The organism is Labrys sp. Lb11 (genome assembly GCF_057554225.1).
The window spans coordinates 137491-158843 of record NZ_BAAJOT010000004.1 but is presented as its reverse complement, the minus strand read 5'-3'; the positions used below and the strand labels follow the sequence as shown (position 1 = coordinate 158843).

General features: G+C 70.6%; 20 protein-coding genes and 1 tRNA gene. 6 read left to right on the top strand and 15 right to left on the bottom strand.

The window, feature by feature from the left end:
* A complete protein-coding gene (gene choV, locus AC27L4_RS15300) occupies window positions 1-1194 on the top strand; it encodes a choline ABC transporter ATP-binding protein (RefSeq protein ID WP_487143089.1) in 1194 nt (397 codons plus the stop codon).
* Window positions 1195-1474: 280 nt separating this feature from the next.
* Here the strand turns inward: choV and AC27L4_RS15295 are convergent, their stop codons facing one another.
* From AC27L4_RS15295 to AC27L4_RS15270, 6 genes are all read right to left on the bottom strand, one after another.
* Window positions 1475-2674, bottom strand: a complete 1200-nt coding sequence (locus AC27L4_RS15295; RefSeq protein ID WP_487143088.1) for a succinylglutamate desuccinylase/aspartoacylase family protein — start codon at window positions 2672-2674, stop codon at window positions 1475-1477.
* 219 nt (window positions 2675-2893) lie between these two features.
* The gene (locus AC27L4_RS15290; protein WP_487143087.1) at window positions 2894-3472 is read right to left on the bottom strand and encodes a DUF1349 domain-containing protein; all 579 of its coding nucleotides are present in this window, start codon (window positions 3470-3472) and stop codon (window positions 2894-2896) included.
* 101 nt (window positions 3473-3573) lie between these two features.
* Complete coding sequence (locus AC27L4_RS15285; protein WP_487143086.1) at window positions 3574-4095, bottom strand: methylated-DNA--[protein]-cysteine S-methyltransferase; 522 nt, start codon at window positions 4093-4095, stop codon at window positions 3574-3576.
* A 99-nt stretch (window positions 4096-4194) separates the two neighbouring features.
* Entirely contained in the window at window positions 4195-4716 is a 522-nt protein-coding gene (locus AC27L4_RS15280) for a methylated-DNA--[protein]-cysteine S-methyltransferase (RefSeq protein ID WP_487143085.1), read from the bottom strand.
* Between the two features lie 3 nt (window positions 4717-4719).
* Window positions 4720-5457 carry a 2OG-Fe(II) oxygenase gene (locus AC27L4_RS15275; protein WP_487143084.1) on the bottom strand — a complete coding sequence of 246 codons (738 nt, stop codon included), beginning with the start codon at window positions 5455-5457 and terminating at the stop codon, window positions 4720-4722.
* Window positions 5458-5661: 204 nt separating this feature from the next.
* Window positions 5662-6093 (bottom strand): VOC family protein, encoded by a 432-nt coding sequence (locus AC27L4_RS15270; protein WP_487143083.1) that lies wholly within the window; start codon window positions 6091-6093, stop codon window positions 5662-5664.
* Window positions 6094-6161: 68 nt separating this feature from the next.
* On the opposite strand from AC27L4_RS15270, the gene AC27L4_RS15265 reads away from it, so the two are divergent.
* Window positions 6162-6770, top strand: coding sequence for a TetR/AcrR family transcriptional regulator (locus AC27L4_RS15265; protein ID WP_487143082.1), 609 nt, complete (start codon window positions 6162-6164; stop codon window positions 6768-6770).
* Window positions 6771-6991: 221 nt separating this feature from the next.
* Here the strand turns inward: AC27L4_RS15265 and AC27L4_RS15260 are convergent, their stop codons facing one another.
* Genes AC27L4_RS15260 through AC27L4_RS15250 form a run of 3 tightly spaced genes read right to left on the bottom strand, consistent with a single transcriptional unit; the run spans window position 6992 to window position 9825 of the window.
* Window positions 6992-7891 carry an EamA family transporter gene (locus AC27L4_RS15260; RefSeq protein ID WP_487143081.1) on the bottom strand — a complete coding sequence of 300 codons (900 nt, stop codon included), beginning with the start codon at window positions 7889-7891 and terminating at the stop codon, window positions 6992-6994.
* Window positions 7888-8232 carry a nitroreductase family protein gene (locus tag AC27L4_RS15255; RefSeq protein WP_487143080.1) on the bottom strand — a complete coding sequence of 115 codons (345 nt, stop codon included), beginning with the start codon at window positions 8230-8232 and terminating at the stop codon, window positions 7888-7890. The genes AC27L4_RS15260 and AC27L4_RS15255 overlap by 4 nt, the downstream gene beginning before the upstream one ends.
* A 9-nt stretch (window positions 8233-8241) precedes the next feature.
* On the bottom strand, window positions 8242-9825 hold the full coding sequence (locus AC27L4_RS15250) for a calcium-binding protein (protein WP_487143079.1): 1584 nt from the start codon (window positions 9823-9825) through the stop codon (window positions 8242-8244).
* Here AC27L4_RS15250 and AC27L4_RS15245 point away from each other — a divergent pair.
* Window positions 9824-10324 carry a hypothetical protein gene (locus AC27L4_RS15245; protein ID WP_487143078.1) on the top strand — a complete coding sequence of 167 codons (501 nt, stop codon included), beginning with the start codon at window positions 9824-9826 and terminating at the stop codon, window positions 10322-10324. The genes AC27L4_RS15250 and AC27L4_RS15245 overlap by 2 nt on opposite strands.
* Before the next feature lie 304 nt (window positions 10325-10628).
* Here the strand turns inward: AC27L4_RS15245 and AC27L4_RS15240 are convergent.
* A tRNA-Arg gene (locus AC27L4_RS15240) sits at window positions 10629-10705 on the bottom strand.
* Between the two features lie 478 nt (window positions 10706-11183).
* Between AC27L4_RS15240 and htpG the strand changes: the two genes are divergently transcribed.
* The gene (htpG, locus tag AC27L4_RS15235; protein ID WP_487143077.1) at window positions 11184-13085 is read left to right on the top strand and encodes a molecular chaperone HtpG; all 1902 of its coding nucleotides are present in this window, start codon (window positions 11184-11186) and stop codon (window positions 13083-13085) included.
* 307 nt (window positions 13086-13392) lie between these two features.
* On the opposite strand, the gene AC27L4_RS15230 is transcribed toward htpG, so the two are convergent.
* The 4 genes from AC27L4_RS15230 to hemC form a co-directional block, all read right to left on the bottom strand.
* Window positions 13393-14994, bottom strand: coding sequence for a heme biosynthesis HemY N-terminal domain-containing protein (locus AC27L4_RS15230; protein ID WP_487143076.1), 1602 nt, complete (start codon window positions 14992-14994; stop codon window positions 13393-13395).
* Window positions 14995-15001: 7 nt separating this feature from the next.
* Window positions 15002-16390, bottom strand: a complete 1389-nt coding sequence (locus AC27L4_RS15225) for a COG4223 family protein (RefSeq protein WP_487143075.1) — start codon at window positions 16388-16390, stop codon at window positions 15002-15004.
* A gap of 75 nt (window positions 16391-16465) precedes the next feature.
* Window positions 16466-17194: a uroporphyrinogen-III synthase gene (locus tag AC27L4_RS15220; RefSeq protein ID WP_487143074.1), complete on the bottom strand. Its 729-nt coding sequence runs from the start codon at window positions 17192-17194 to the stop codon at window positions 16466-16468.
* Window positions 17191-18126, bottom strand: a complete 936-nt coding sequence (gene hemC, locus AC27L4_RS15215) for a hydroxymethylbilane synthase (RefSeq protein ID WP_487143073.1) — start codon at window positions 18124-18126, stop codon at window positions 17191-17193. The genes AC27L4_RS15220 and hemC overlap by 4 nt, the downstream gene beginning before the upstream one ends.
* 134 nt (window positions 18127-18260) lie before the next feature.
* On the opposite strand from hemC, the gene tsaD reads away from it, so the two are divergent.
* Entirely contained in the window at window positions 18261-19316 is a 1056-nt protein-coding gene (tsaD, locus tag AC27L4_RS15210; RefSeq protein WP_487143072.1) for a tRNA (adenosine(37)-N6)-threonylcarbamoyltransferase complex transferase subunit TsaD, read from the top strand.
* Window positions 19313-20305: an NAD(P)H-dependent glycerol-3-phosphate dehydrogenase gene (locus tag AC27L4_RS15205; protein ID WP_487143071.1), complete on the top strand. Its 993-nt coding sequence runs from the start codon at window positions 19313-19315 to the stop codon at window positions 20303-20305. The genes tsaD and AC27L4_RS15205 overlap by 4 nt, the downstream gene beginning before the upstream one ends.
* A 19-nt stretch (window positions 20306-20324) precedes the next feature.
* Here AC27L4_RS15205 and AC27L4_RS15200 read toward each other — a convergent pair whose 3' ends face one another.
* Window positions 20325-21269, bottom strand: a complete 945-nt coding sequence (locus AC27L4_RS15200) for a tyrosine recombinase XerC (RefSeq protein WP_487143070.1) — start codon at window positions 21267-21269, stop codon at window positions 20325-20327.
* Window positions 21270-21353 lie beyond the last annotated feature (84 nt).

Here is a 21353-nt window from a genome sequence, read left to right as displayed (position 1 = left end):
ATGGCCGCGGTCGAATTCAGGAACCTCGACATCGTCTTCGGAACCCGGCGGGCCGAGGCCCTCGCCCTGATCGACCAGGGCAAGACGCGCGACCAGATCCTCTCCGCCACCGGCGCGGTGCTCGGCGCGGCGGGGGTGAACCTCGCGATCGAGGCCGGCGAAATCTGCGTGCTGATGGGCCTGTCCGGCTCCGGCAAGTCGACGATCCTGCGCGCGGTCAACGGCCTCAACAAGGTGGCGCGCGGCAATGTGCTGATCGAGCACCAGGGCGGCACCATCGACGTCGCCAACTGCACGCCCGAGCAGCTGCGCATGCTGCGCACCAGCCGCATCGCCATGGTGTTCCAGCAATTCGCGCTGCTGCCCTGGCGGACGGTGCGCGAGAATGTCGGCTTCGGCCTGGAGCTGCGCGGCATGCCGCAGGCCGAGATCGACAAGATCGTCGACAAGAACCTCGCCATGGTCGACCTCAGCCGCTGGGCCGGCAAGTTCGGGCACGAGTTGTCGGGCGGCATGCAGCAGCGCGTCGGGCTCGCCCGCGCCTTCGCCACCAATGCCGATATCCTGCTGATGGACGAGCCGTTCTCGGCGCTCGACCCGCTGATCCGCGACAAGCTGCAGGACGAGCTGCTCGGCTTCCAGAAGCATCTGAAGAAGACCATCGTCTTCGTGAGCCACGATCTCGACGAGGCGCTGAAGATCGGCAACCGCATCGCCATCCTGGAGGGCGGGCGCATCGTCCAGTGCGGCACCGCCGAGGACATCCTGCTGCGTCCGGCCAACGACTACGTCGCCGAGTTCGTCAAGCACATGAACCCGCTCAACGTGCTGCGCGGCCATTCCCTGATGACGCCGGCCGACTCCCTGAAGGTCTCCAACGGCGAGGTGCATCTCGACGGCGCCGGCCGGGTGCGGCTGAAGCTCGACGGCGACGGCAGGCCGCTGGGCGTGACCCTCGATGGCGCCACCGGGCGCATGGCCCTCGCCGACGGCGACACAGGCATGGCACCGGCCGGCGCGGCGGACGTGATCGTCGCGCCGGTGGATCTGCGCATGCGGGCCGCCATCGAGCTGCGCCGCACCACCGGCAATCCGGTGGTGCTGGTCGACGGCCTCGGTCGCATGGCCGGGCTGTGCGGCGACGACGAGATCTACCGCGCCCTGCTGCAGCGCGGGCCGGGCGCGACGAGCTAAAGCGTTTTGCGATTTGAGGGAATCGCGTCAAGTCGCAAAGACGCGTTGAAACAAGGAGTTGGAGCAAAGCGTGTTTCCGCAGGAACGCGCTTTGCTCTAGCGGCGGGCGCGGCCTCCTGCCGGGCTTGCAGCGCGCGAGTCCGCGGGATGCGGACCGGCGTCACGGTTTCCGCCATGTTTGCGGCCCGATCGGCGGCAACGCTTGCTGCAAACCCCGCCGAAGGGCCAGCGACGCCAGCAGGATCGCCGCCTCAGCCAGACGTCGGCATCAAGTGTCGGATCACTCGGGATAAGTCTCGTCGCTTTCCTGTGCCGACCTCTCGATCAGGATGAACACCAGGTTGTCTCCGGGCTCGGCCATTACATCGCAACGATAGCCCGCAACCTCCCCGGCCACACTGCTCGTGTACTCCGCGACCACTTCGCCGAAGCTGTTGCGCTGGATGGCAACCTTCTGCCCAACCTCGACCTTGTCGTTAAGCCCGACCAGATGCTCGACGATCCCGCCCTGGGTTGCGACGACCGCGGTGGCGCCGTGGCCGATAAAGACCTTCACGTCCTTGCCGGTCCGTCCCATCGGGCCGGCCACGATGCCGTGATGCTTGAGGACGTTCATCGTGCCTTCGACGAACAGCGCGATCATCTCGGGGTCCAGCACGCGCGCGGCGCCGATTTCCGGCGTGAAGGCTGGGATGCCCGCGGCGAGCAGCGCGTTATGCAGGGTTGTGGCATAGGCATGCTTCGGCATGTCGAAGATCTGGCCGACAGGATAGAGATCGGCCATCGCCTTGACCTCCGGCACATCCATGCTGGCAATATTGAAAGCGCTGACTTGAAAGCCCGTCGTCCCGGTATGGAAGTCGATCGCGGCGTCGGCGTTCGGCCGCAGCAGCCGGTTGAACAGGAGCCCGGCGTGCCGGCTGGGCGCGCTGAAACCGTTCTCGTTGCCGGGCCATTCCCGGTTCATGTCGATCAGGTCGGAGCCCCTGCCGAAATTGGGCCACCGGCGCTGTATGCCTTCCATCGCCGGGGGGGATACGTCGGTGACGGCCATCACCGTGCCCGACATCCCGGCCGGATCGAGCTGCTTCATCACGGTCAGAACCGTCTGAATGGAACTCATCTCGTCGCCATGCACGCCGCTGGTCAGGACGACGCGCTTGCCCGGCTTCGCCCCCCTGGCGACGGTCACGGACGCATACCAATGCTGTCCGGCGCGCATCTCCACACCCTGAAAATACAGAAGGTGCTTCTTGCCAGGCTCCAGATCGTTGACGTCGAGCGCGCTGACGACCTTCTTCCCCTCGATCATATCGCCGGTATAGACCGTTCCCGACGTCGAATCGGCCGGGACTGTCGCTGCACCCTGGGCATTCGCGGCCTCTGTGGTGACGGCGAAGGCGGCCGACGCGCTCGCCGCTGCAATTGATCCGATCATGAAGTCGCGGCGATCGAGGAGTTCTTCCGGCCTCTTTGACATGCCTGAGGTCCTTCCCATGTGAACAACTTTGCGAACTTGCGACCCTGGCGGCCCGTTTGGCAAGGCCAGCGGCAGGCGCGAGTGCGGGCTTGACGCGCGCGGAGGTTCCCCGGCGGACAAGCCGTGCCCGCCGTCTCGCGCATCCGATCGCCGTCTTCGGCGAGGCGCTGCTTGGAGGCCCGCGTTCGCCGATGCCGATCCTCGCCTGACCGCCCCGGTTCAGCCGTGAAGCTCGCGCGAGATCGCCGGCCCGATCGACAGGTCGCGGAAGGTCACCGCGAAGCCTCCGCGCTGCGGCGAGCAGCACATCACGCCGACATCGATGGCCGGCGCCGGCGGCAGATAGGCGAGGCGCGCCATGGTCCATTGCCCGGTGCCCGCATCGAGAAACTGGACGCGGATGGCCTCGCCGTGACGGGTCAAGCGCAGGCGCTGGCCGGACGGTCCGGCGGGAACCTGGCGCAGCGACCAGTCGGACATGCCGTTGGTGACGACCACGGAGAAGAAGGCTTCGCCGTCGGTATACTCGATGCCGGCCTTGACCCAGCGGCTTTCGTCCAGCCGCGCCATCAGACCGGCCTGGTCGTAAAGCGCCTCGTAGCGGCCGTCGACCGTCACCTCGGCGCTGAAATCGCCCTCCACCCGCCGGTGCAGGAAGTGGCCGCTGTCGCGCCGGAAGCCGTAGAAGGTGTCGCGCCAGAAATCCGTTTGCTCGCCGGTGCGCACGGCAAGGCCGCTGCCCCGGACTTCGAAATGATCCGGGGGGTTGAGCCAGCGCAGGCCGTTCCAATCCGTCATGACAATCCTCCGTCGATGACGGCGATCATGCCTGTGTCGGATGGCCGTCGTCCATGCCTCGCAGCCGCCGGGCCCATGGTCGGCTCCGATCGTCGGCGCCGTCAGGCCAGGGCGAAGGCGTCCGCCGGCTGCTCGCGCGCCAGCAGGGCGCGCTTGCGATGGAAGCCCCAGCGATAGCCCGACAGCGAGCCGTCCTTCTTCACCACCCGGTGGCAGGGCACCAGGATGGCGACGGCATTGGCGGCGCAGGCTTCCGCCACTTCGCGGGCCTGGCGCGGCCTGCCGAGCCGGGCGGCGATCTCGCCATAGCTCGCGGTCTGTCCGGCGGGAATATCGCGCAGCGCCGCCCAGACCCGCAGCTCGTGGTCGCTGCCGCGCAGGTCGAGGGCAAGGCCCGGGTCGCTGCCGGGCCGATCGACGACGCCGGCCAGCGCGTCGATCGTGCCGGCGAGTCCGGTCGCGTCCTCCACGATGCGCGCGCCGGCGAAGCGCGCCGCGAGCGCCGCAACCGCGGCGGCCCGCCGTTCGCCGAACTCGAAGGCGACCAGGCCGCGCTCGGAGGCGGCGGCGAGGAACGGGCCGAGCGTGCTCTCTCCCCAGGCGTAGCGAATGATCTCGGTCATGGCTTGCTCCGGTCTCGATCCGTGACATGGGATGGAGACTAGGCGGCGAGCCCGGTCGTTGCGCTCCGCATCTTGCTTTCGAATCGCAGCGGCGCGGTCTCAACCGCCGGCATGCCGAGCTTCGTGGTCCAGCAGCCAGCGCTTGCGGGCGATGCCGCCGCCATAGCCGGTCAGGGCGCCGCCGGCGCCGACAAGGCGATGGCAGGGTACGACGATGGAGAGCGGATTGGCGCCGTTGGCATGGCCGACGGCCCGGATCGCCTGCGGCCGGCCGATCCGTTGCGCCAGGACGGAGTAGGGGATGGGTCGGCCCGGCTCGATCGCCTGCAGGGCGGTCCACACCGCGTCCTGGAACGGCGTGCCGTCGAGGCGCAGGGGAATGCGGCGGATCGCAGCGATGTCCCCCTCGAAATAGGCGGCCATCGCTGCCCGGATCGGGCCGGGCGCCGGGCCGGGCGAGAGGGCGCCGGCAGCCGAGCCCAGCCGACGCCTGAGCATCAGCAGCAGGCGGTCCTCGCAGTCGGCGAATTCCGCGGCGCGCAGATGGCCCTCCCCGTCGACGACGAGGCTGAAGGCGCCGATGGGCGTCTCCACGTCTTCGCGGCTGAGGGCGGTCGTCATGCCTTACCTCGCATCGTGGAAGATGATGCCCACCGTGTGGCGCTGCCCGGCGCGGAGACGGCTGACGCCGTGCCGCAGGTTGACGCGATAGCTGCCCCGTGTCCCCTGGACCGGACGGTTGTGCACGGCGAAGGCGACGGCGTCGCCCTGGCGCAGGGATACCACTTCGACACGGCTTTGCATGCGCGGGCGCTGCTCGGTCAACACGAATTCCCCGCCGGTGAAGTCGGTGCCCGGTTCCGACAGCAGGACCGCCACCTGAAGAGGGAAGGCGAGATCGCCGTAGAGGTCCTGGTGCAGGCAGTTGAAATCGCCGGGCTTGTATTGCAGCAGCAGCGGCGTCGGCCGGGTCTGGCCGGCGGCGTGGCACAGCGCCAGGAAGTCGGCATGGTCGGCCGGATAGCGCGCCGCGACGTCCATGCGCTGGTTCCAGGCATTGGCGACGGGGGCGAGCCGGGCATAGAGCGCGGAGCGCAGGCCGCCGAGCAGGGCCGGCAGCGGATAGGCGAAATAGCGGTATTCGCCCTGGCCGAAGCCGTGGCGCGCCATGTGGATATGGCTGCGGAAATGCCGTTCGTCGGGATAGAGCGCGGCGATCTCCCGGCATTCCTGCGGCGTCAGCAGCCGGTCGAGCACGGCGTTGCCGTGGCTGTCGAGCTCGGCCGCCAGCGCGGCCCAGTCATAGCGGCCGACGCGATCCTCGGCGGAAAGCGCGGCGCCGGTGCGATGCGGAGCGTTCATGGCGGGTCTCCCGATTGTCCATGCCGGGATTGGCGGCGTTCGGATGCGATGCCGCACTCCGCTTGTTGCTGCCAAAACCGGCCCGTGCTCGACCTGTTTCACGCGAAACAGGCGCGAACCTCACCGGGTCGAAGGGGCGCGGGCGCGACGTCGCCCGGGGGGCTTCCAGCAGGACGGATGGACGCGGTTCGTGCGGGCTTGCCCTCAACCCGCCTGCGGCAGCGCACCTTCCGCGTACTGCGCCGCGAACTCGGCCGTCGGCGGGATCGGCTTGATCACGTCGATCAGCACGCCGTTGGGGTCGGCGGTGATGAAATGACGCTGGCCGAACGGCTCGTCGCGCAGGGCAAGAAGGATGGGCAGGCCGGCGGTCCCCGCCCGGGCATAGGCCTCGTCCGGATCCTCGACCTCGAAATTGAGCAGCAGGCCCGAAGCCAGGCTGCGGCCGGCGGTGGGAATCGTCTCATGGCTGCCGTCCAGGACGGCGAGATTGACGGCGCTGTCCGTCGCCGACTGGAGATGGACGTACCAGTCGCTGCCGAAGCACACCCGGAAGCCGAAATGCGCCTCGTAGAAGGCGGCGGTGCCGGCGACGTCGGCGGTCATGATGACGGGATAGAAGCTGGTGATCTTCATGGCTGGCCCGTGCTCGCGTCCTCACATACAATCTGCATGTTTCCGTCGTTAACATACAGGCTGCATGTATGCAACTCGACCGCCGCACGAATCGCGACCGCACCGAAAGGACCCGTGCCGCCCTGATGCAGGCGGCGCGGGCCCTCTTCGTCGAGAAGGGCTATGCCGAGACCTCGACGCCGGAGATCGTCGCGGCGGCAGGCATCACGCGTGGCGCGCTCTATCATCATTTCGACGACAAGCGCGCCCTGTTCCGGGCGATCGTACACGAGGAGGCCGCGGCCGTGGCCGCCGAGATCGAGCGGTCGGCGCCGGCGGACCTTGTGCCCGTCGCGGCCCTGCTCGCCGGGAGCGACGCCTATCTCGCGGCCATGCGCGTGCCCGGCCGCACGCGGCTGCTGCTGGTCGAAGGCCCCGCCGTGCTCGGGCCGGCCGAGATGCAGGCCCTGGACGAGGCCCATGCCGCCCGCACCCTGCGTCATGGCCTCGACGCCGCGCTCCCCGGCGAGCAGACGCCGGCGGCGTTGGCGGATCTGCTCTCGGCCGCCTTCGACCGGGCGGCGCTGGCGATCGAGGCCGGCGGCGATGCGCAGGACTACGCCGCCGCCATTGCCATGATGATCCGGCGCGTCGCCGGTGAAGACGCCCAGGCTCCGCATCGGCAGCGAGGCCGATGAGATAGCCGCCTACGGTCTCCATTGCTTCATTACCAGACAATAATTTGCCGGCTACTCTCCTGCTTCATCGCTGCGAACGTTGCATGGACGTTGCAAAGACAGGCGTCGAGGCGCGGAAACGGCCGAGTTCGCCCCGCCGAGGAGGAAGGCGCGCCGGAACCAGGCTTCGCCGAGGCCGAGCGAGGCGGGCGAAGATGGCAGCGGGAGGGAAGCTCCGGCCGTCAGTTTTCGATCCCGGCAGCGTCGCGACGGCTGTTCGCTGGGGGCGTGGTGCCGCGATTGGCCCGCTGGCCGAGCCAGATGCTGCCGATGATGAGGACGACCCCGGCGATCTGCGCCGGGGTCAGCGCCTGGTGCAGCAACGCCCATCCAAGCAGGACGGCGGTTACGGGGCTGAGGAAGAGGAGCAGGGATGCCAGCGACGAGTCGAGCCGGGCGATACCCCGGAACCAGAGCATGTAGGTCAAGGCCGCGCCGATCAGCCCGAGCCACACCAGGCCGAGCATGTTGCCCGGGGTCGGGTGGGGAATGGCGGGCTCGAAGACGAAGATCGCTGGCGCCAGGAGGAGGCCGCCGGCGGTCAATTGCCATGCGGTGAAGGTGAGCGGCGAAACCGGCGGCTGCCATTTGCGGCTGAGCACGGTGCCGCAGGCCATGGCGGCCGCTCCGGCGAGGCCGGCGGCGATCCCGAGCGGATCGAGCGCGGCCTTGGGGGTCAGCACCAGCAGCGCCACGCCGCCGATTCCCACGAGCGCGGCAAGGACGGAGTGTCCCCGGATCGGGCTGACGAGCAGGATGGAGGACAGGAAGACCACCATCAGGGGCTGGACGGACAGCACCGTCGCGGCGACGCCGCCGGGAAGCCGATAGGCCGCGACGAACAGCAGGCTCAGGAAGATCGCGATGTTGAGGGCGCCGAGGACGAAAGCGCGCGCCCACCAGATGCCTGTCGGCAATTGCCGCACGATCAGGAGCAGCAGCAGTCCGGCCGGCAAGGCCCGCAGCATTGCCACCGTCATCGGGGGAAAGCCCGGCAGGAACTGGGTCGTGACGATATAGGTGCTGCCCCAGATGACGGGCGCGATGGCCGTCAACAGCAGATCGAATCCACGCGTTCTCATGCGATGTCCGGGATTTCGGCGAGGTGGCAGCGCGGCATCCGCGGCCGGCTTCCAGGCGCATCGCGCCCGACCGCGACCAGCACGGCCGGGGTTTCGCCGGCTCGAAGAGCGAACGCGCGCACAACGGCCCTGGCATCGCACCCGACCATCGGACCAGCGGCGAGGCCGATCGCTTCGGCGGCAAGCATCAGGGACGAGGCGCCGAGAATTGCCGATCGGCCGGCTTCGTCGCGGGCCGTGCGTGAACCGAACCGGTCGGCCGAGCCGCATCGTCCGATCGGAGGGATCGCGAGGTTGGTCATCATGCCGCTCCAGACTGCAGCAGTCGTCTGGAGCGTCAAGGGGCGTTCCTACAGAATGAAGTCGCCCGCCTGGAGCGAGGCGAGGTTGTCGAACCGGATCGAGAAGTCGACGCGGCCGTCGCCGTTGGTGTCGCCGTGCAGGAAGACGTCGCCGTGCTGGACGACATAGCGCAGCTCGCCGGCATGGCGGGTGAAGCTGCCCGTTCCGAGGAAGGCGAAATGCTGCATGCCGTCGGCGATGCCGTCGGCGTCGATTGCCGACAGGTCGACCTTGTCGCCCTCGGCCCGGTTGAAATCGAGGATGCTGTCGCGGCCGGTGGCGGAGAGGACGCTGTCGGCGACGGCGGCGAAGACGAAGGTGTCGGCTCCCGTCCCGCCAAGCAGGCGGTCCCCGCCGGCTCCGCCGTCCAGGATGTCGTCGCCGGCACCGCCCAGCAGCGCGTCATTGTCCCCGCCGCCGAGCAAATGGTCGTTGCCGCCTCGGCCGTCGAGGCGGTCCTTGCCGTCGAGCCCGCTGACGCGGTTGGCGCCGGCATTGCCCGTCAACGCGTTGGCGAGGGCGTTGCCGGCGGCGTCGACGTCGGCCGTGCCGGTCAGCACGAGGTTCTCGACCTCTCCGAGCACATGCGCCGCGTCCGACAGGCTGAAGCTGATCGCCGCATAGACCTTGTCGACGCCGTCGCCTGGCAGGCTTTCGAGGGGGCCGATGGTGCTTTCGTCGACGATGTCGCCGATATCGTCGACGAAATAGATGTCGTCGCCGGCGCCGCCATGCATCGTGTCGGCGCCCGTGCCGCCGTCGAGCCTGTCGGTCCCGCCATAGCCGACCAGAACGTCGGCGCCGGCGTCGCCCCAGAGCAGGTCATTGCCGGCACTGCCGGTCACGCCATCGTCGCCGTTGCCACCGTGAAGCTGATTGTCGCCGGTGTCGCCGGGCACGTCGGACAGGTCCCCGCCGTAAATCGTGTCATGACCGTCGCCGCCGAAAATCACGTCCACACCCGCGCCACCGTCGATCTGGTCGTCGCCGCTGTCGCCGAACAAGGAGTCGGCGCCGGCGCCCCCGTGTATGGTGTCGATGCCGGTGCCGCCGGAGATGAAATTGTCGGAGCCGTTGCCGGTTATGACGTCGTCGCCCTGCTCGCCGAGTGCATCGACGCCGGCGCCGACGGTGATCGTGTCGTCGCCCTCGCCACCAAGGATCCGCTCGCCGGAGGCCCCCGTGTAGATGTCGTTCGCGACGGTCAGCAAATGACGGGTCAGCGTATCTGCCGCGACCTCGACCGTATAGGTTCCCGTGTCACCGTCCAATTCCAAAGCTTCGACGAAATAGGTGCCGGAGACCGCCGGCGTAAAGATTAATACGGTATTGAAATGGACGCCACCGTCGTCGCGACGAGCAACCAACCCGGATCCATCGAAAATATTCAGCACGGAATCATTATCATTATTACCTGGATCTGAAGAAATTTGAACATGTGCATAAAAATCGTAGGTCAGTCCGGCGATGAGGTCGACTTTTATCCAATCACGGTCGCCTCTTGTTTCAAGCTCGCCGGTGAAGCTTGCGCCAGAGAGCGGGTTACCGTCGAAGGTCGCCGTCGTCGTGCTGTCGGCAGGTATGTCGACCATGGTGCATGTCTCGCATTCGGACCTGCCGCGCCGGATTCAAGCGCGACGCTGGGGGAAGGTTCGTCGTTGTACCATGATGTCGAAAGGGAAGGCAGATGCAAACGAAGCTCTGCCGCCGGATGAGGTCGATTGCGCAGTGGTGGCGTCCCGGCGCGGGGTCGGCGGTACGATCACCGGCCTTGGCGAAAGTCTGCCGGGGCGACAGGCCGATCTGGAGAGCATCGGGATGAGGCTGGACCGTGTCGATCGCATCTGTGCGGCGATGGCGCTTTTGATGGCAATGGGCGGCGGGGCGCTTGCCGAGGATTCAGCCGCGGATCGCTGGGTCGCGTGCATGCTTGGCGCGGTCCATGTCCAGAAACACCGCGGTGCGAAGACCGATGCGGCAACCGCCGCCGCCGACAGGAAATGCAGCAGGATCAAGCTGCCGAGCGGCGAGGAAGCCGAAGGGGCGGGGGACTATGTGAGCATGCGGATCGAGGGGATCTGCGCCCGATAGCCAAGCCTTTCACAAGATGGTTGCGCCGGTTCCCCCCGCGGACGTCTCCGGCTGCCCCGGGGGGCGGCCTGTCCGCCGGAGCGACCTTCGGCGACATCTCGCCGGGCGCAGGCGATGCTTCCTCGAATCGATGCGGGCTTCCGCGTCGGGCGAGCCTGATCGCGCCACGACGCCAGGATCAGTCCGCCCTCAAGCCCCCGACAGGGCCTTCCGCGTCGCGCAAGGCATGGCGCACATTCGATGCATCACGGAAAGCCAGAGAAAAGACCGCTGCTTCCAAGCCATCGGATCGGCGGGAGATAATTGGCGCGCCCGAAAGGATTCGAACCTCTGACCCTCAGATTCGTAGTCTGATGCTCTATCCAGCTGAGCTACGGGCGCGCGGCACGACGGTGGGACCGGTCATGCACCGGAAGCGGCGAACCGCGTCCGGAGGCGTTCTCATAGTCGGGCGGGCGGGGGAATGCAAGCGCTTTGCGAGGAAGAAAATGCGGAAAATCGCGACGCCGATCCGCTCCTCACGGCTTCGTCAGCGAAATCACGGTTTCGCCATGAAGCGGTCAATCGGACGCCGCAGGGGCGGGCGAGAACGTCAGCGTTGCCTCGGCGCCCGGTTCGGTATCAGCCGGAAACCTCAGCCCCCCAGCCCCCCGGCTTTTGCTGGATCGGGACGCCGAGGCGGCCTTCAAGGTTCAGCCCAATGCCCTCTCCGGCCGGTCTTCGGACCGGCCTTTGTTTTGGGCGCGCCCGCTCCCCTTGCATCGTCGGGCATGATTGTCCATCTGTCGCCCGTCACATTTTCGGCAAAGGCGGCCGGTTTCGGCGCAGACCGGCGCCGTTCGAAGGACAAGGGTTGATCATGAGCGTTGAAAACCAGGCGCGGCCCGAGGAAAGCCGCGCCTTCGAGGCCGATGTCGCCAAGCTGCTGCACCTGATGGTGCATTCGGTCTATTCCGACAAGGACGTGTTCCTGCGCGAGCTGATCTCGAACGCGGCGGATGCCTGCGAGAAGCTGCGCTACGAGGCGATCGCCCGGCCGGAGCTCCTGGGAGAGGATCCCAAGCCGCAGATCCGAATCGCGCTCGACAAGGACAAGGGCCTCCTCAGCGTCACCGACAACGGCATCGGCATGAGCCGCGAGGAGATGATCGAGGCGCTCGGCACCATCGCCCGCTCCGGCACCAAGGCGTTCGTGGAGCGGATCGAAGCCGCGAAGGCCGCCGAGGCCGAGGGCGCGCAGCTGATCGGCCAGTTCGGCGTCGGCTTCTATTCCAGCTTCATGGTGGCCGACCGCGTCGACGTGTTCTCGCGCCGGGCCGGCGCCGATGTCGCGCATCTGTGGAGCTCGGACGGCAAGGGCACCTATTCGGTCGCCGAGGTTCCGCTCGAGGAGGCGCCGGCCCGCGGCACCCGCGTCGTGCTGCACCTGATGGAGGATGCCCGCAGCTATGCCGAGCGCTACACGGTCGAGGGCATCGTCCGGGCCCAGTCCGGCCATGTGCCGGTGCCGATCACCCTGGCCGAGGCGCCCGGCGCCGAGCCGGCCGAGATCGCCGACGGCGCGGCGCTGTGGACGCGGCCCAAGGCCGAGATCAAGCCGGAGGAGTATGCCGACTTCTACCGCAGCGCCGCCGGCCAGTTCGACGATCCGGCGCTCACCATCCATTTCCGCGCCGAGGGGCGGCAGGAATACACCATGCTGGCCTTCGTGCCGGGCTCGCGGCCGCTCGACCTGTTCGAGCCGGCGCGCAAGGGCCGCATGAAGCTCTATGTCCGGCGCGTGCTGATCACCGACGAGGCCGAGCTCCTGCCCGGCTACCTCAGATTCGTGCGCGGCCTGGTCGATTCGACCGACCTGCCGCTCAACGTCTCGCGCGAGATGATCCAGGAAAGCCCGATCCTCGCCGCCATCCGCAAGGCGGCGACCGGCCGGGTGCTGAGCGAGCTGGAGAAGCTCGCCGGCTCGGATGCCGCAGCCTATGAGAAGGTCTGGGACACGTTCGGCGCCGTGCTGAAGGAAGGCCTCTACGAGGACTTCGAGCGCCGCGACGCCCTGCTCGCCCTGGCGCGCTTCAAGACCACGGCGGGCGGCGGCTGGCGCTCGCTCAAGGAGTATGTCGCCGGGCTGAAGGAGAACCAGACGGCGATCTACTACCTCGCCGGCGAGGATGCGGCGCGGCTCGCGGCCTCGCCGCACCTGGAAGGCTTCCGCGCCCGCGGCATCGAGGTGCTGCTGCTCGCCGATCCGGTCGACAGCTTCTGGGTGACCTCGGCGCTCGGCTTCGACGGCAAGCCGTTCAAGTCCGTGACGCAGGGCGCCGCCGACCTCGCCCAGATCCCGCTGACCGAGGCGCCGGCGGAGACATCGCCGGAAACCGGCGCCGCGGTCGCCGGCTTCATCGCCTTCGTCAAGGAGACGCTGGGCGAGGCGGTGGCCGACGTCCGCGCCTCGGACCGGCTGACCGACAGCGCCGTCTGCCTGGTGGCGCCGGACCATGGTCCCGACCGGCGGCTGGAGAAGATCCTGGCCGGCGCCGGGCGGCTGGATTCGACGCAGAAGCCGGTCCTGGAGATCAACCCGCGCCACGCGGTGGTCACCCGCCTCGCCGCCTCGCGCGATGCCGGCGCGGATGCCGCCTTCGTCGAGGACGCGGCCCGGCTGCTGTTCGATGAAGCGCGCATCCTCGACGGCGAGCCGCCGGCGGACCCGAAGGCGTTTTCCGAGCGCCTGGCGCGGGTGATGGCGAAGGGCCTGGGCTGAGGGCGCCGGAAGAGGCGCAAAGATCGTCTCCGCGCAGGCCGGAAACATCCGACCTGCGCTCCGGCATGCCGGTCTCGGGAGTCCTCGATATCGGCAGCGGGGAAGGCGTCACGCCGCCGGGGTGACGGATGGAAGCCCCGCGAGGCTTACCCCGTGAATGGACCAGCATGACCCGTCGCGCCGGCCGAACACGGCTTGCACCTGGCCGCCAAACCCACCCGACGCCACGTCGTTGCCGTTACCTTCCCCGCTTCGCGGAGAAGGCTTTTTGCGCTTGATTCTGATCCCGGATGAAGCCGTCGGCGTCCTACCGCCAGGAGAAGCGGCTCGCCCGGGGCTGAGGCACGTCGTCGGTCATGCCCGGATCGTCGGGCACGGGGTGGGTGGCCGGGATCGGCGGGACGGCGGCAGCGGACTTTTCGACCGGTGCCGCCGGCTTCACCGGCTCAGGCTCGGGTTCGGACGGCTGCACGGCTTCCGGCTCGGGAAGCGGCGCCGGAGCGGGCACGGGGATCGGCTCGACCAGCTTCGCCGCTTCGGCCTTGTCGGCGGCATAGGCGATCTGCGCCGGTGGCTCGTCGATGTCGGCCAGCACATCGTCCGCCGGGTCGACGATCGGCCCGCCGATGCGCTCCACCGGCGTCTTCCATTCGAAGGCGTCGATGCGGCCCGTGGTCGGCGAGACCGGCAGCCAGATGTCCGAGACCATGCCGTCGGCGGTCCAGGCCGGGTCGCGCGGCGCCCGCACCGCCCGCGCCAGCCATTCGCGCACGCGGCCGGTGGCGCCGTTCTCGGCTTCCTCGATCTCGGCCATCATCAGATAGACGCGTTCGGTGGCGGCGCCGTTGAGCAGCGGCGCCAGGGAATTGCGGGCCAGGGTGAAGTCGCGCGTCGCCAGGGCCGCGCGGGCGAGCGCCAGGGCGCTTTCCGGATTGCCCGGCGCCTGCGCCGCCAGGGTCTGCACGCGGGCGAGACGGTCGCGGGCCGAGTCGCCGTGGCGCACGTTCATATAGGCCTGGGCGATGTCCGGGTGGGGCCCGGCCCGCCAGGCCGTCTCCAGAACCTTCGAGGCCTTGCGGATCTGGTTGCCGTCGGAGAGCAGCCTGGCCGCCAGCACGGCGGCGGGCACCAGGCCCGGCGCCAGCTTCAAGGCCTCCAGGGCCCCGGCCTTGGCGGCGGCACGGTCGCGCTCCGCCTCCTCCAGCGCCCGCGCCGTGAGCAGCACGGCGCGCTGGCGCCGCGCCGTGTCGCGGTTGACCAGGCGATGGTCGGCGTTGCGGGCGAGCGTCGCCAGCGCGCCGGACCAGTCGCGTTCGACCGACTGGAACTCCAGGAGCGCCGTGGCCGCCCAGGGCAGGGTGGGGGCGGACTTCACCGCCTCGTCCGCCAGCAGGCGGGCCGCCTTGGCGTCGCCGCGCCGTCGCGCCTCGACGAACAGGCCGCGCAGGCCGAGCGGCTTGGTCTCCGGTTCCTTCAGCATGGCGGTGAAGGCGGTCTCGGCGCCGGCCCGGTCGCCCGAGAGCTGCGCCGCCTGCGCCCGCAGCAGCAAAGCCAGCGGCTCGGCGCCGAGGATGCGCTCGGCCTCGATCGCCTGCCTGCGTGCCTGCTTGGCGTCGCCGGAGCCGACGGCGATCATGCCGCGGGTCACGGCGTTGAAGCCCTTGGCGCGGCGGCGGGTGCGGAAGAACAGCGACATGCTCTCCGGCGAGCGCAGCACGGCGCGCAGCACGGCGAAGAAGACCATCAGCGCTACGACCAGCGCCAGCAGCGCCACCGCCCCGGTCATCACCGAGGTCTTGACGTGCCAGCCCTGCCAGGTGAGTGCGATGTCCCCCGGCCGGTCGGCCAGCCAGGCCAGCCCCATGGCGACAAGGGCGAGCAGCGCGATGTAGACGAGTACGCGGATCATCGGCGCCTCACTTGCCGGACAGGGTCTTGAGAGCGGCCGCGCTCTCGGCGCGCACGAGCGCGTTGGCGTCGAAGCTGCCCTTGGCGTCGACCAGCCAGGCCGCGCCGGCGACACGGGCCGTCTCCGGCATGGCGTCGAAGGCGGCGAGGGCGGCCGGGAGGTCGTCCTTCTCCAGGGCCTCGGACACGGCCTTCACGGGCTTGGCCGCCTCCAGGGCGTCGGGGCTGTCGTCGCGGGTGACGCTGACCACGCCGCCGAAGCTCGACAGGAACTTGTCGACCAGGCCGGGCTCCGCCGTCGCCGCGGCGGGGGCGGGCGGCGGCGCCAGGATGCCGGCGAGCTGGGGGGCGAGCGCGGCAAAGGAGCGCTTGAGCGCCTCGAGGGTCGGCGTGCCTCTGGCCGCCAGCGGCGCCAGCACCTCCAGCGCCTTGGCATTGTCGCCGCCGAGGGCCAGGGCGGCCTTCAGCTCCGGCTCGAACGGCCGGCCGGCGCGCACCGCCTCGCCGAGCTGCGAGAGCGCCACGGCATAGGCGGCGACGCGGTCGGGATTGCTGGCGGCAACGGCCTTCTCGAGGGCGGCCATGCGGGTCTGCGCGGCGGCCGCATCGGCCTGGGCCTGCGCGGCGGCGCCGGCCGCGTCGGCGATTTCCTTGCCGAGCGAGTCGACGCTGGCCCGCAGGGTGGCGAGCGCCTTGTCGGCGTCGTCGAGGCGTCCGGTCAGTGGTCCCAGCTCGGCCGGCGTCCCGCCCGCTGCGGCCTTGGCTTCGGCGGCGAGGTTGATGGCATTGGTGGCATTCTCCGCGGCGCCCTTGGCGGCCATCTCGGCGGCGGCGGTGCGGCCCGTCGTTTGCTCCAGGGTCTGGCGGGTCGAGGCGAGCTCCTGCTCCAGCGCGGCGAGACGCGGAGAGAGGGCATCGCCGCCGGTTCCGCCCCCCGGTCCCAGGCCGGCCAGCCCGGCGCCGAGCACCAGGACGCCGCCGACGACACCGCCGATCAGCGCGGCGGCCAGCAGCGGCAAGGGCGACGACTTCCGGCGTTCCTCGGGATGGAGATCGAGGGGCAGCGGCGGTTCCGGATCGGGCCCGGGGGCCGCCGTTTCGGGCTTGAATGCCTCCGGCTCGGACCTCACGGATTCGGGCTCGGAGGACACGGCCGCCGCCGGCTCCCCGCGTGCCTCGGCCCAGGGCGTGGCCGCTGCCGCGGGCGGATCGCCGGCGGGCGTTACCGGCTCGGCAGGCGGGATGTCCGGCTCGGCGGAAACCGGCGCTTGCGCCGGCTCGTTCGCGGCGAGACCCGGTTCGGACAGGGCAGGACCGGCCTTGGGTTCGACGGCCGGTGTCTCCGGACCGGCTTGTCTGCGCTTCCTGCGCCCGGCGGCCTTGTCGTCGTTGTCCATGCAATCCTCGTCGCCTCGTTGAGTTGGCATATCATATCGGCGGCGGATGCCGCAGGGGCATCCGGACCGCCGAGCTCACGTCAGCAGCGCGAGCAAGGCGTCTTCATCGGGCCGTTCCGCGACCAAGATGCGACGCCCGCCCGCCGACCGCAACACCTCGCCCACCTTGTGCGACAGGCACAGATGGCGAAACGAAGCAGCCGCCAGTGGCATGGCGGCGCCGCAGCAGGCAATGAAGGCCTCGGCCGTGCGGGCAGAGTAGTGCAGGACCGCGTCGATCGAGCCGTCCTGCAGCGCGGCCCGCGTCGGAGCGGAAAAATGCGTCGTCTTGACCGCGTCGTAGACGGTGGCGACGACGACATCATGGCCGTGAGGCGCCAGCAGGGCGGCAAGATCGGCCGTCCGGTCGGCGCCGGCGATATAGAGGGCCCGGCGCGGCCGGCTCCACGCCGTCGCGACATGGGCGATCAGCGCCTCGGCGTCGCGGCCGTGGGACCAGGCGTCGGCAAAGCCCATGGCCCGGGCCGCCTCGGCCGTGCGCCGGCCGACGGCGAGCACCGGCAGCGGCAGCAGCGCCGCCGTTTCCGGCCGGCCGGCGATGGCGGCCAAGGCATTGCCGCTGGTGACGATCACGACGTCGAACGGTCCCGCCGGCAGCGGCTCGTGGCGATGGGTGATGGTCAGCATCGGCTCGACCAGCACGTCGCGCCCCAGCGCCAGCAGCCGGTCGCGGGTGCGCTCGGCCTCGGCGATCGGGCGCGTCACCAGGACGCGGCCGCCCGGCCGGCCGGCCGCGTCGGTCACGTGGCGGCTCCGACGAAGAACGCCGGGCCGCCCTTGGCCCTCAGCTCCTCGCCGGCCGACCGCCCGAGCGCTTCGGCGTCCGCGGCGGCGCCTTCGCGCGTGGCCTGGTGCACCTCGGACCCGTCCGGCTTCAGGATCAGGCCGCGAAAGGCGACGCGCTCGCCGGTGACGCTGGCGTGGCCGGCGATCGGCGTGCGGCAGGAGCCGTCGAGCACGGCCAGGAAGGCGCGCTCCAGCGTCACGGCGATGCCGGTCTCGCGATGGCCGATCGGCTCGACCAGGCGCCGCGTCGCCATGTCGTCGGCGCGGGCCTCGATGCCGATGGCGCCCTGGCCGACCGCAGGCAGGAATTCCTCGACCGGAAGGATGCGCGTGGCCAGATGGTCGAGGCCGAGGCGCTTCAGCCCGGCCAGCGCCAGCAGCGTCGCATCGGCGGCGCCGGACTCGATCTTCTTCAGCCGCGTCTCGACATTGCCGCGGAACAGCACGGTGGCAAGGTCGGGCCGCAGCGCCTTCACCATGGCCTGGCGGCGCAGCGAGGCCGTGCCGACCACGGCGCCGCGGGGCAGCTCGGCCAGCGTCGCGGCCCGCGGCGCGATCAGCACGTCGCGCGGGTCCTCGCGCTCGAGATAGGCGACGAGGGCGAGGCCCGGCGGCAGCGCCGTCGCCATGTCCTTGGAGGAATGCACGGCGATGTCGATGGCGCCGTCGAGCAGGGCCTGCTCAAGCTCCTTGGTGAACAGGCCCTTGCCGCCGGCCTCGGACAGGGGCCGGTCCTGGATCATGTCGCCGGAGGTCTTGAACACCAGGATCTCGAAGCGCTCGGGATCGACGCCGTGCGCCGCGCCGAGGCGCCGCGCCGTCTCGTGCGCCTGCGCCAGGGCGAGGCGGCTGCCTCGCGTGCCGATACGCAACAGGGTCTGTCGTGCCATATTCCGTTCCAACCTGCGGCGGGCGCGCCCTGCACCCCGATCCCGGAAATCCCGCTTACGCCTTGCGGTGCGAAGCGGGCGGACTATAGGGTGGCCGTGCGTCAATCGAAACCCCGTCGTCATCACGTTCAGCCATGCTCGTTCTCGGCATCGAAACCACCTGCGATGAGACCGCCGCCGCCGTGGTCCGCCGCAACCAGGACGGCGAAGGCGAGATTTTGTCCAATGTCGTGCTGTCGCAGGTGGCCGAGCACGCCGCCTTCGGCGGCGTGGTGCCGGAGATCGCGGCGCGCGCCCATGTCGAGGCGATCGACCATGTCATCGAGCGCGCCCTCGCCGATGCGAAGACGCCGGTGGGCAGCCTCGATGCGGTCGCGGCCGCCGCCGGGCCGGGCCTGATCGGCGGCGTCATCGTCGGCCTGACCTCGGCCAAGGCCCTGGCGCTGGTGCTGGGCAAGCCGCTGATCGCGGTCAACCATCTGGAAGCCCATGCCCTGACGCCGCGCCTGACCGACAGGGTGCCGTTCCCCTACCTCCTGCTGCTCGCCTCGGGCGGCCATACCCAGCTCGTGGCGGTGCGCGGCCTCGGCGACTATGTCCGGCTCGGCACCACGATCGACGACGCCATCGGCGAGGCCTTCGACAAGACGGCCAAGCTGCTCGGCCTGCCCTATCCCGGCGGCCCGGCCGTGGAGCGCGAGGCGCTCGGCGGCGATCCCCAGCGCTTCGCACTGCCGCGTCCGATGCAGGGGCGGCCGGAGCCGAACTTCTCCCTGTCCGGCCTGAAGACGGCCGTGCGGATCGAGGCGGAACGCATCGCGCCGCTGCAGCCGCAGGACGTGGCCGACCTCTGCGCCTCCTTCCAGGCCGCGGTGGTCGACATGATCGTCGACCGCACCCGGGCGGGGCTCCGGCGCTTCCGCGACGTCGCCGGCCAGCCGAGCTGCCTGGTGGTGGCGGGGGGCGTCGCCGCCAACCACGCCATCCGGCGCGGCCTGCTGCGCCTCGGCGCCGAGGCCGGCCTGAGGATCGTCACGCCGCCCCTGGAGCTGTGCACCGACAACGGCGCCATGATCGCCTGGGCGGGGACCGAACGGCTGATCGCCGGGATGACCGACGGCCTCGACGCCAGCCCCCGCGCCCGATGGGCGCTCGATCCGGCGGCCGCGGCGGCCGGAAAGAAGGCATGAGCCGCTATGCCAGCTTCGCCGTGGCCGGGGCCGGCGCCTTCGGCACGGCGCTGGCCTGCGCCGCGGCCCGGGCCGGGCGGCCGACCCTGCTGTGGGCGCGCAATCCCGACGCGGCGGCGGCCATGGCGGCGACGCGGCGCAATCCGCGCCTGCCGGACACGGCGCTGCCGCCGCAGGTGACGCCGACCGCGGCGCTCGCCGATCTCGGCCGCGTCGACGCCCTGATCCTCGCCGTGCCGACGCAGGCCCTGCGCGACGCCGCCGGGGTGCTGGCGCCGGTGCTGGCGCCGGGCCTGCCGGTGATCGCCGCCGCCAAGGGCATCGAGCGGGCGACCGGCCGCTTCGTCACCGAGGTGATCGGCGAGATCCTGCCGCAGGCGGTGCCGGCCATCCTGTCCGGCCCGGGCTTTGCCGCCGACATCGCCGTCGGCTTTCCGACGGCCCTGACGCTGGCCTGCGCCGACGCGGCGACCGGCGAGGCCCTGGCCCTGGCGCTGGCCTCGCCCACCTTCCGGCTCTACCATTCGACCGACATGCGCGGCGTCGAGATCGGCGGAGCCGCCAAGAACGTGCTCGCCATCGCCGCCGGCATCGCGGCCGGCAAGGGGTTCGGCGAAAGCACCGTCGCCGCCCTGATCGCCCGCGCCTTCGCCGAGCTGACGCGCTTCGGCGTCGCCCACGGCGCCAGGGCCGAGACGCTGGCGGGCCTGTCGGGCCTGGGCGACCTCGTGCTCACCGGCACCTCCTCGCGCTCGCGCAACCGCCGCCTCGGCGAAGCGCTCGGCCGCGGCGCCGACGTCGCCGCGGCGACCGCCGCGGTCGGCCTGGCCGAAGGTGTCTGGACGGCCGGCATCCTCGCCGACATGGCGGCGGCCAGGGGCATCGACGTGCCCGTGGCCCGCGCCGTCGCCGACCTCGTCGCCGGCCGCCTGACGGTGGACGCGGCCATCGAGGTGCTGCTGTCGCGCCCGCCGAAGGCGGAGGATTGAGGGCCGGATCCCGGCGGCTTCAGGCGCGCGCGCGCGGATGCGCGGCCTGATAGACGCGCATCAGCTCGGCCGTGTCGACCTTGGTGTAGATCTGCGTGGTCGACAGGCTGGCATGCCCGAGCAGCTCCTGGATCGAGCGCAAGTCGCCACCGCGTCCGAGCAGGTGGGTGGCGAAGGAGTGGCGCAAGGCGTGCGGCGTCGCCGAGTCCGGCAGGCCGAGCGCGCCGCGCAGCCGTTCCATGGCGAGCTGGACGATGCGCGGCGACAGCGGTCCCCCGCGCGCGCCGACGAACAGCGGCCCTTCGGCGTCGAGCGCATAGGGCACCAGCGCGAGATAGTCGGCCACGGCCCGGGACACCGCTTCGATCACCGGCACGGAGCGCATCTTGGCACCCTTGCCGACCACGGTCAGGGTGTCGTGGCCTGCGACCGGCGCGTCCTTGCGGCGGATGCCGAGGGCCTCGGAAATGCGCAGGCCGGCGCCGTAGCACAGGGCGAGCACGGCGGCGTCGCGCGCGAGGATCCAGGGCGCCCGCGCCTCGCCGGCGCGGCTGTCGGCATCGGCGACGGCACGGGCGGATTCCGGCGACAGCGGCTTGGGCAGGCTGTGCGGCAGCTTGGGGCCGCGCACCGCCGAGAGCGCCGGGCAGGCGCCGTGGCCGTCGCGCTCGAGGAAGCGGGCGAAGGCGCGGGCGGCGGCGAGCGCCCGCATCAGCGAGCGCGGCTTCAGCCCGTCCGCCCGCCGGGCGGCGATGAAGGCGCGAATGTCGCGCGGGGCGAGACCGGTGAGGTCGGCGATGCCGGGCGGCTCGCCGAGATGGCCGGTGAGGAAGCGCAGCAGCGCGGCGGCGTCCCGGTCATAGGCTTCCACGGTCCTGGGGCTCATGCGCCGCTCGCCGGCGAGGTGGACGAGCCAGCGGGCGCGGGCGGCGGCAAGGTCGGGGGCGGCGATCAGGGCAATCATGGCGCGAGCCTAGCCTGAAATCATGTGCGGAGCGTTGCCGAGGCGGCATCCGCCCGGAAGGCCCTGCCGACGCCGGCTCCCGTC

Bases quoted from the DNA above. Each gene is read 5' to 3' on its own strand.
- choV (WP_487143089.1), top strand. From the start codon at position 1: ATGGCCGCGGTCGAATTCAGGAACCTCGACATCGTCTTCGGAACCCGG.
- AC27L4_RS15295 (WP_487143088.1), bottom strand. From the start codon at position 2,674: ATGTCAAAGAGGCCGGAAGAACTCCTCGATCGCCGCGACTTCATGATC.
- AC27L4_RS15290 (WP_487143087.1), bottom strand. From the start codon at position 3,472: ATGACGGATTGGAACGGCCTGCGCTGGCTCAACCCCCCGGATCATTTC.
- AC27L4_RS15285 (WP_487143086.1), bottom strand. From the start codon at position 4,095: ATGACCGAGATCATTCGCTACGCCTGGGGAGAGAGCACGCTCGGCCCG.
- AC27L4_RS15280 (WP_487143085.1), bottom strand. From the start codon at position 4,716: ATGACGACCGCCCTCAGCCGCGAAGACGTGGAGACGCCCATCGGCGCC.
- AC27L4_RS15275 (WP_487143084.1), bottom strand. From the start codon at position 5,457: ATGAACGCTCCGCATCGCACCGGCGCCGCGCTTTCCGCCGAGGATCGC.
- AC27L4_RS15270 (WP_487143083.1), bottom strand. From the start codon at position 6,093: ATGAAGATCACCAGCTTCTATCCCGTCATCATGACCGCCGACGTCGCC.
- AC27L4_RS15265 (WP_487143082.1), top strand. From the start codon at position 6,162: ATGCAACTCGACCGCCGCACGAATCGCGACCGCACCGAAAGGACCCGT.
- AC27L4_RS15260 (WP_487143081.1), bottom strand. From the start codon at position 7,891: ATGAGAACGCGTGGATTCGATCTGCTGTTGACGGCCATCGCGCCCGTC.
- AC27L4_RS15245 (WP_487143078.1), top strand. From the start codon at position 9,824: ATGGTGCATGTCTCGCATTCGGACCTGCCGCGCCGGATTCAAGCGCGA.
- AC27L4_RS15250 (WP_487143079.1), bottom strand. From the start codon at position 9,825: ATGGTCGACATACCTGCCGACAGCACGACGACGGCGACCTTCGACGGT.
- htpG (WP_487143077.1), top strand. From the start codon at position 11,184: ATGAGCGTTGAAAACCAGGCGCGGCCCGAGGAAAGCCGCGCCTTCGAG.
- AC27L4_RS15230 (WP_487143076.1), bottom strand. From the start codon at position 14,994: ATGATCCGCGTACTCGTCTACATCGCGCTGCTCGCCCTTGTCGCCATG.
- AC27L4_RS15225 (WP_487143075.1), bottom strand. From the start codon at position 16,390: ATGGACAACGACGACAAGGCCGCCGGGCGCAGGAAGCGCAGACAAGCC.
- hemC (WP_487143073.1), bottom strand. From the start codon at position 18,126: ATGGCACGACAGACCCTGTTGCGTATCGGCACGCGAGGCAGCCGCCTC.
- tsaD (WP_487143072.1), top strand. From the start codon at position 18,261: ATGCTCGTTCTCGGCATCGAAACCACCTGCGATGAGACCGCCGCCGCC.
- AC27L4_RS15205 (WP_487143071.1), top strand. From the start codon at position 19,313: ATGAGCCGCTATGCCAGCTTCGCCGTGGCCGGGGCCGGCGCCTTCGGC.
- AC27L4_RS15200 (WP_487143070.1), bottom strand. From the start codon at position 21,269: ATGATTGCCCTGATCGCCGCCCCCGACCTTGCCGCCGCCCGCGCCCGC.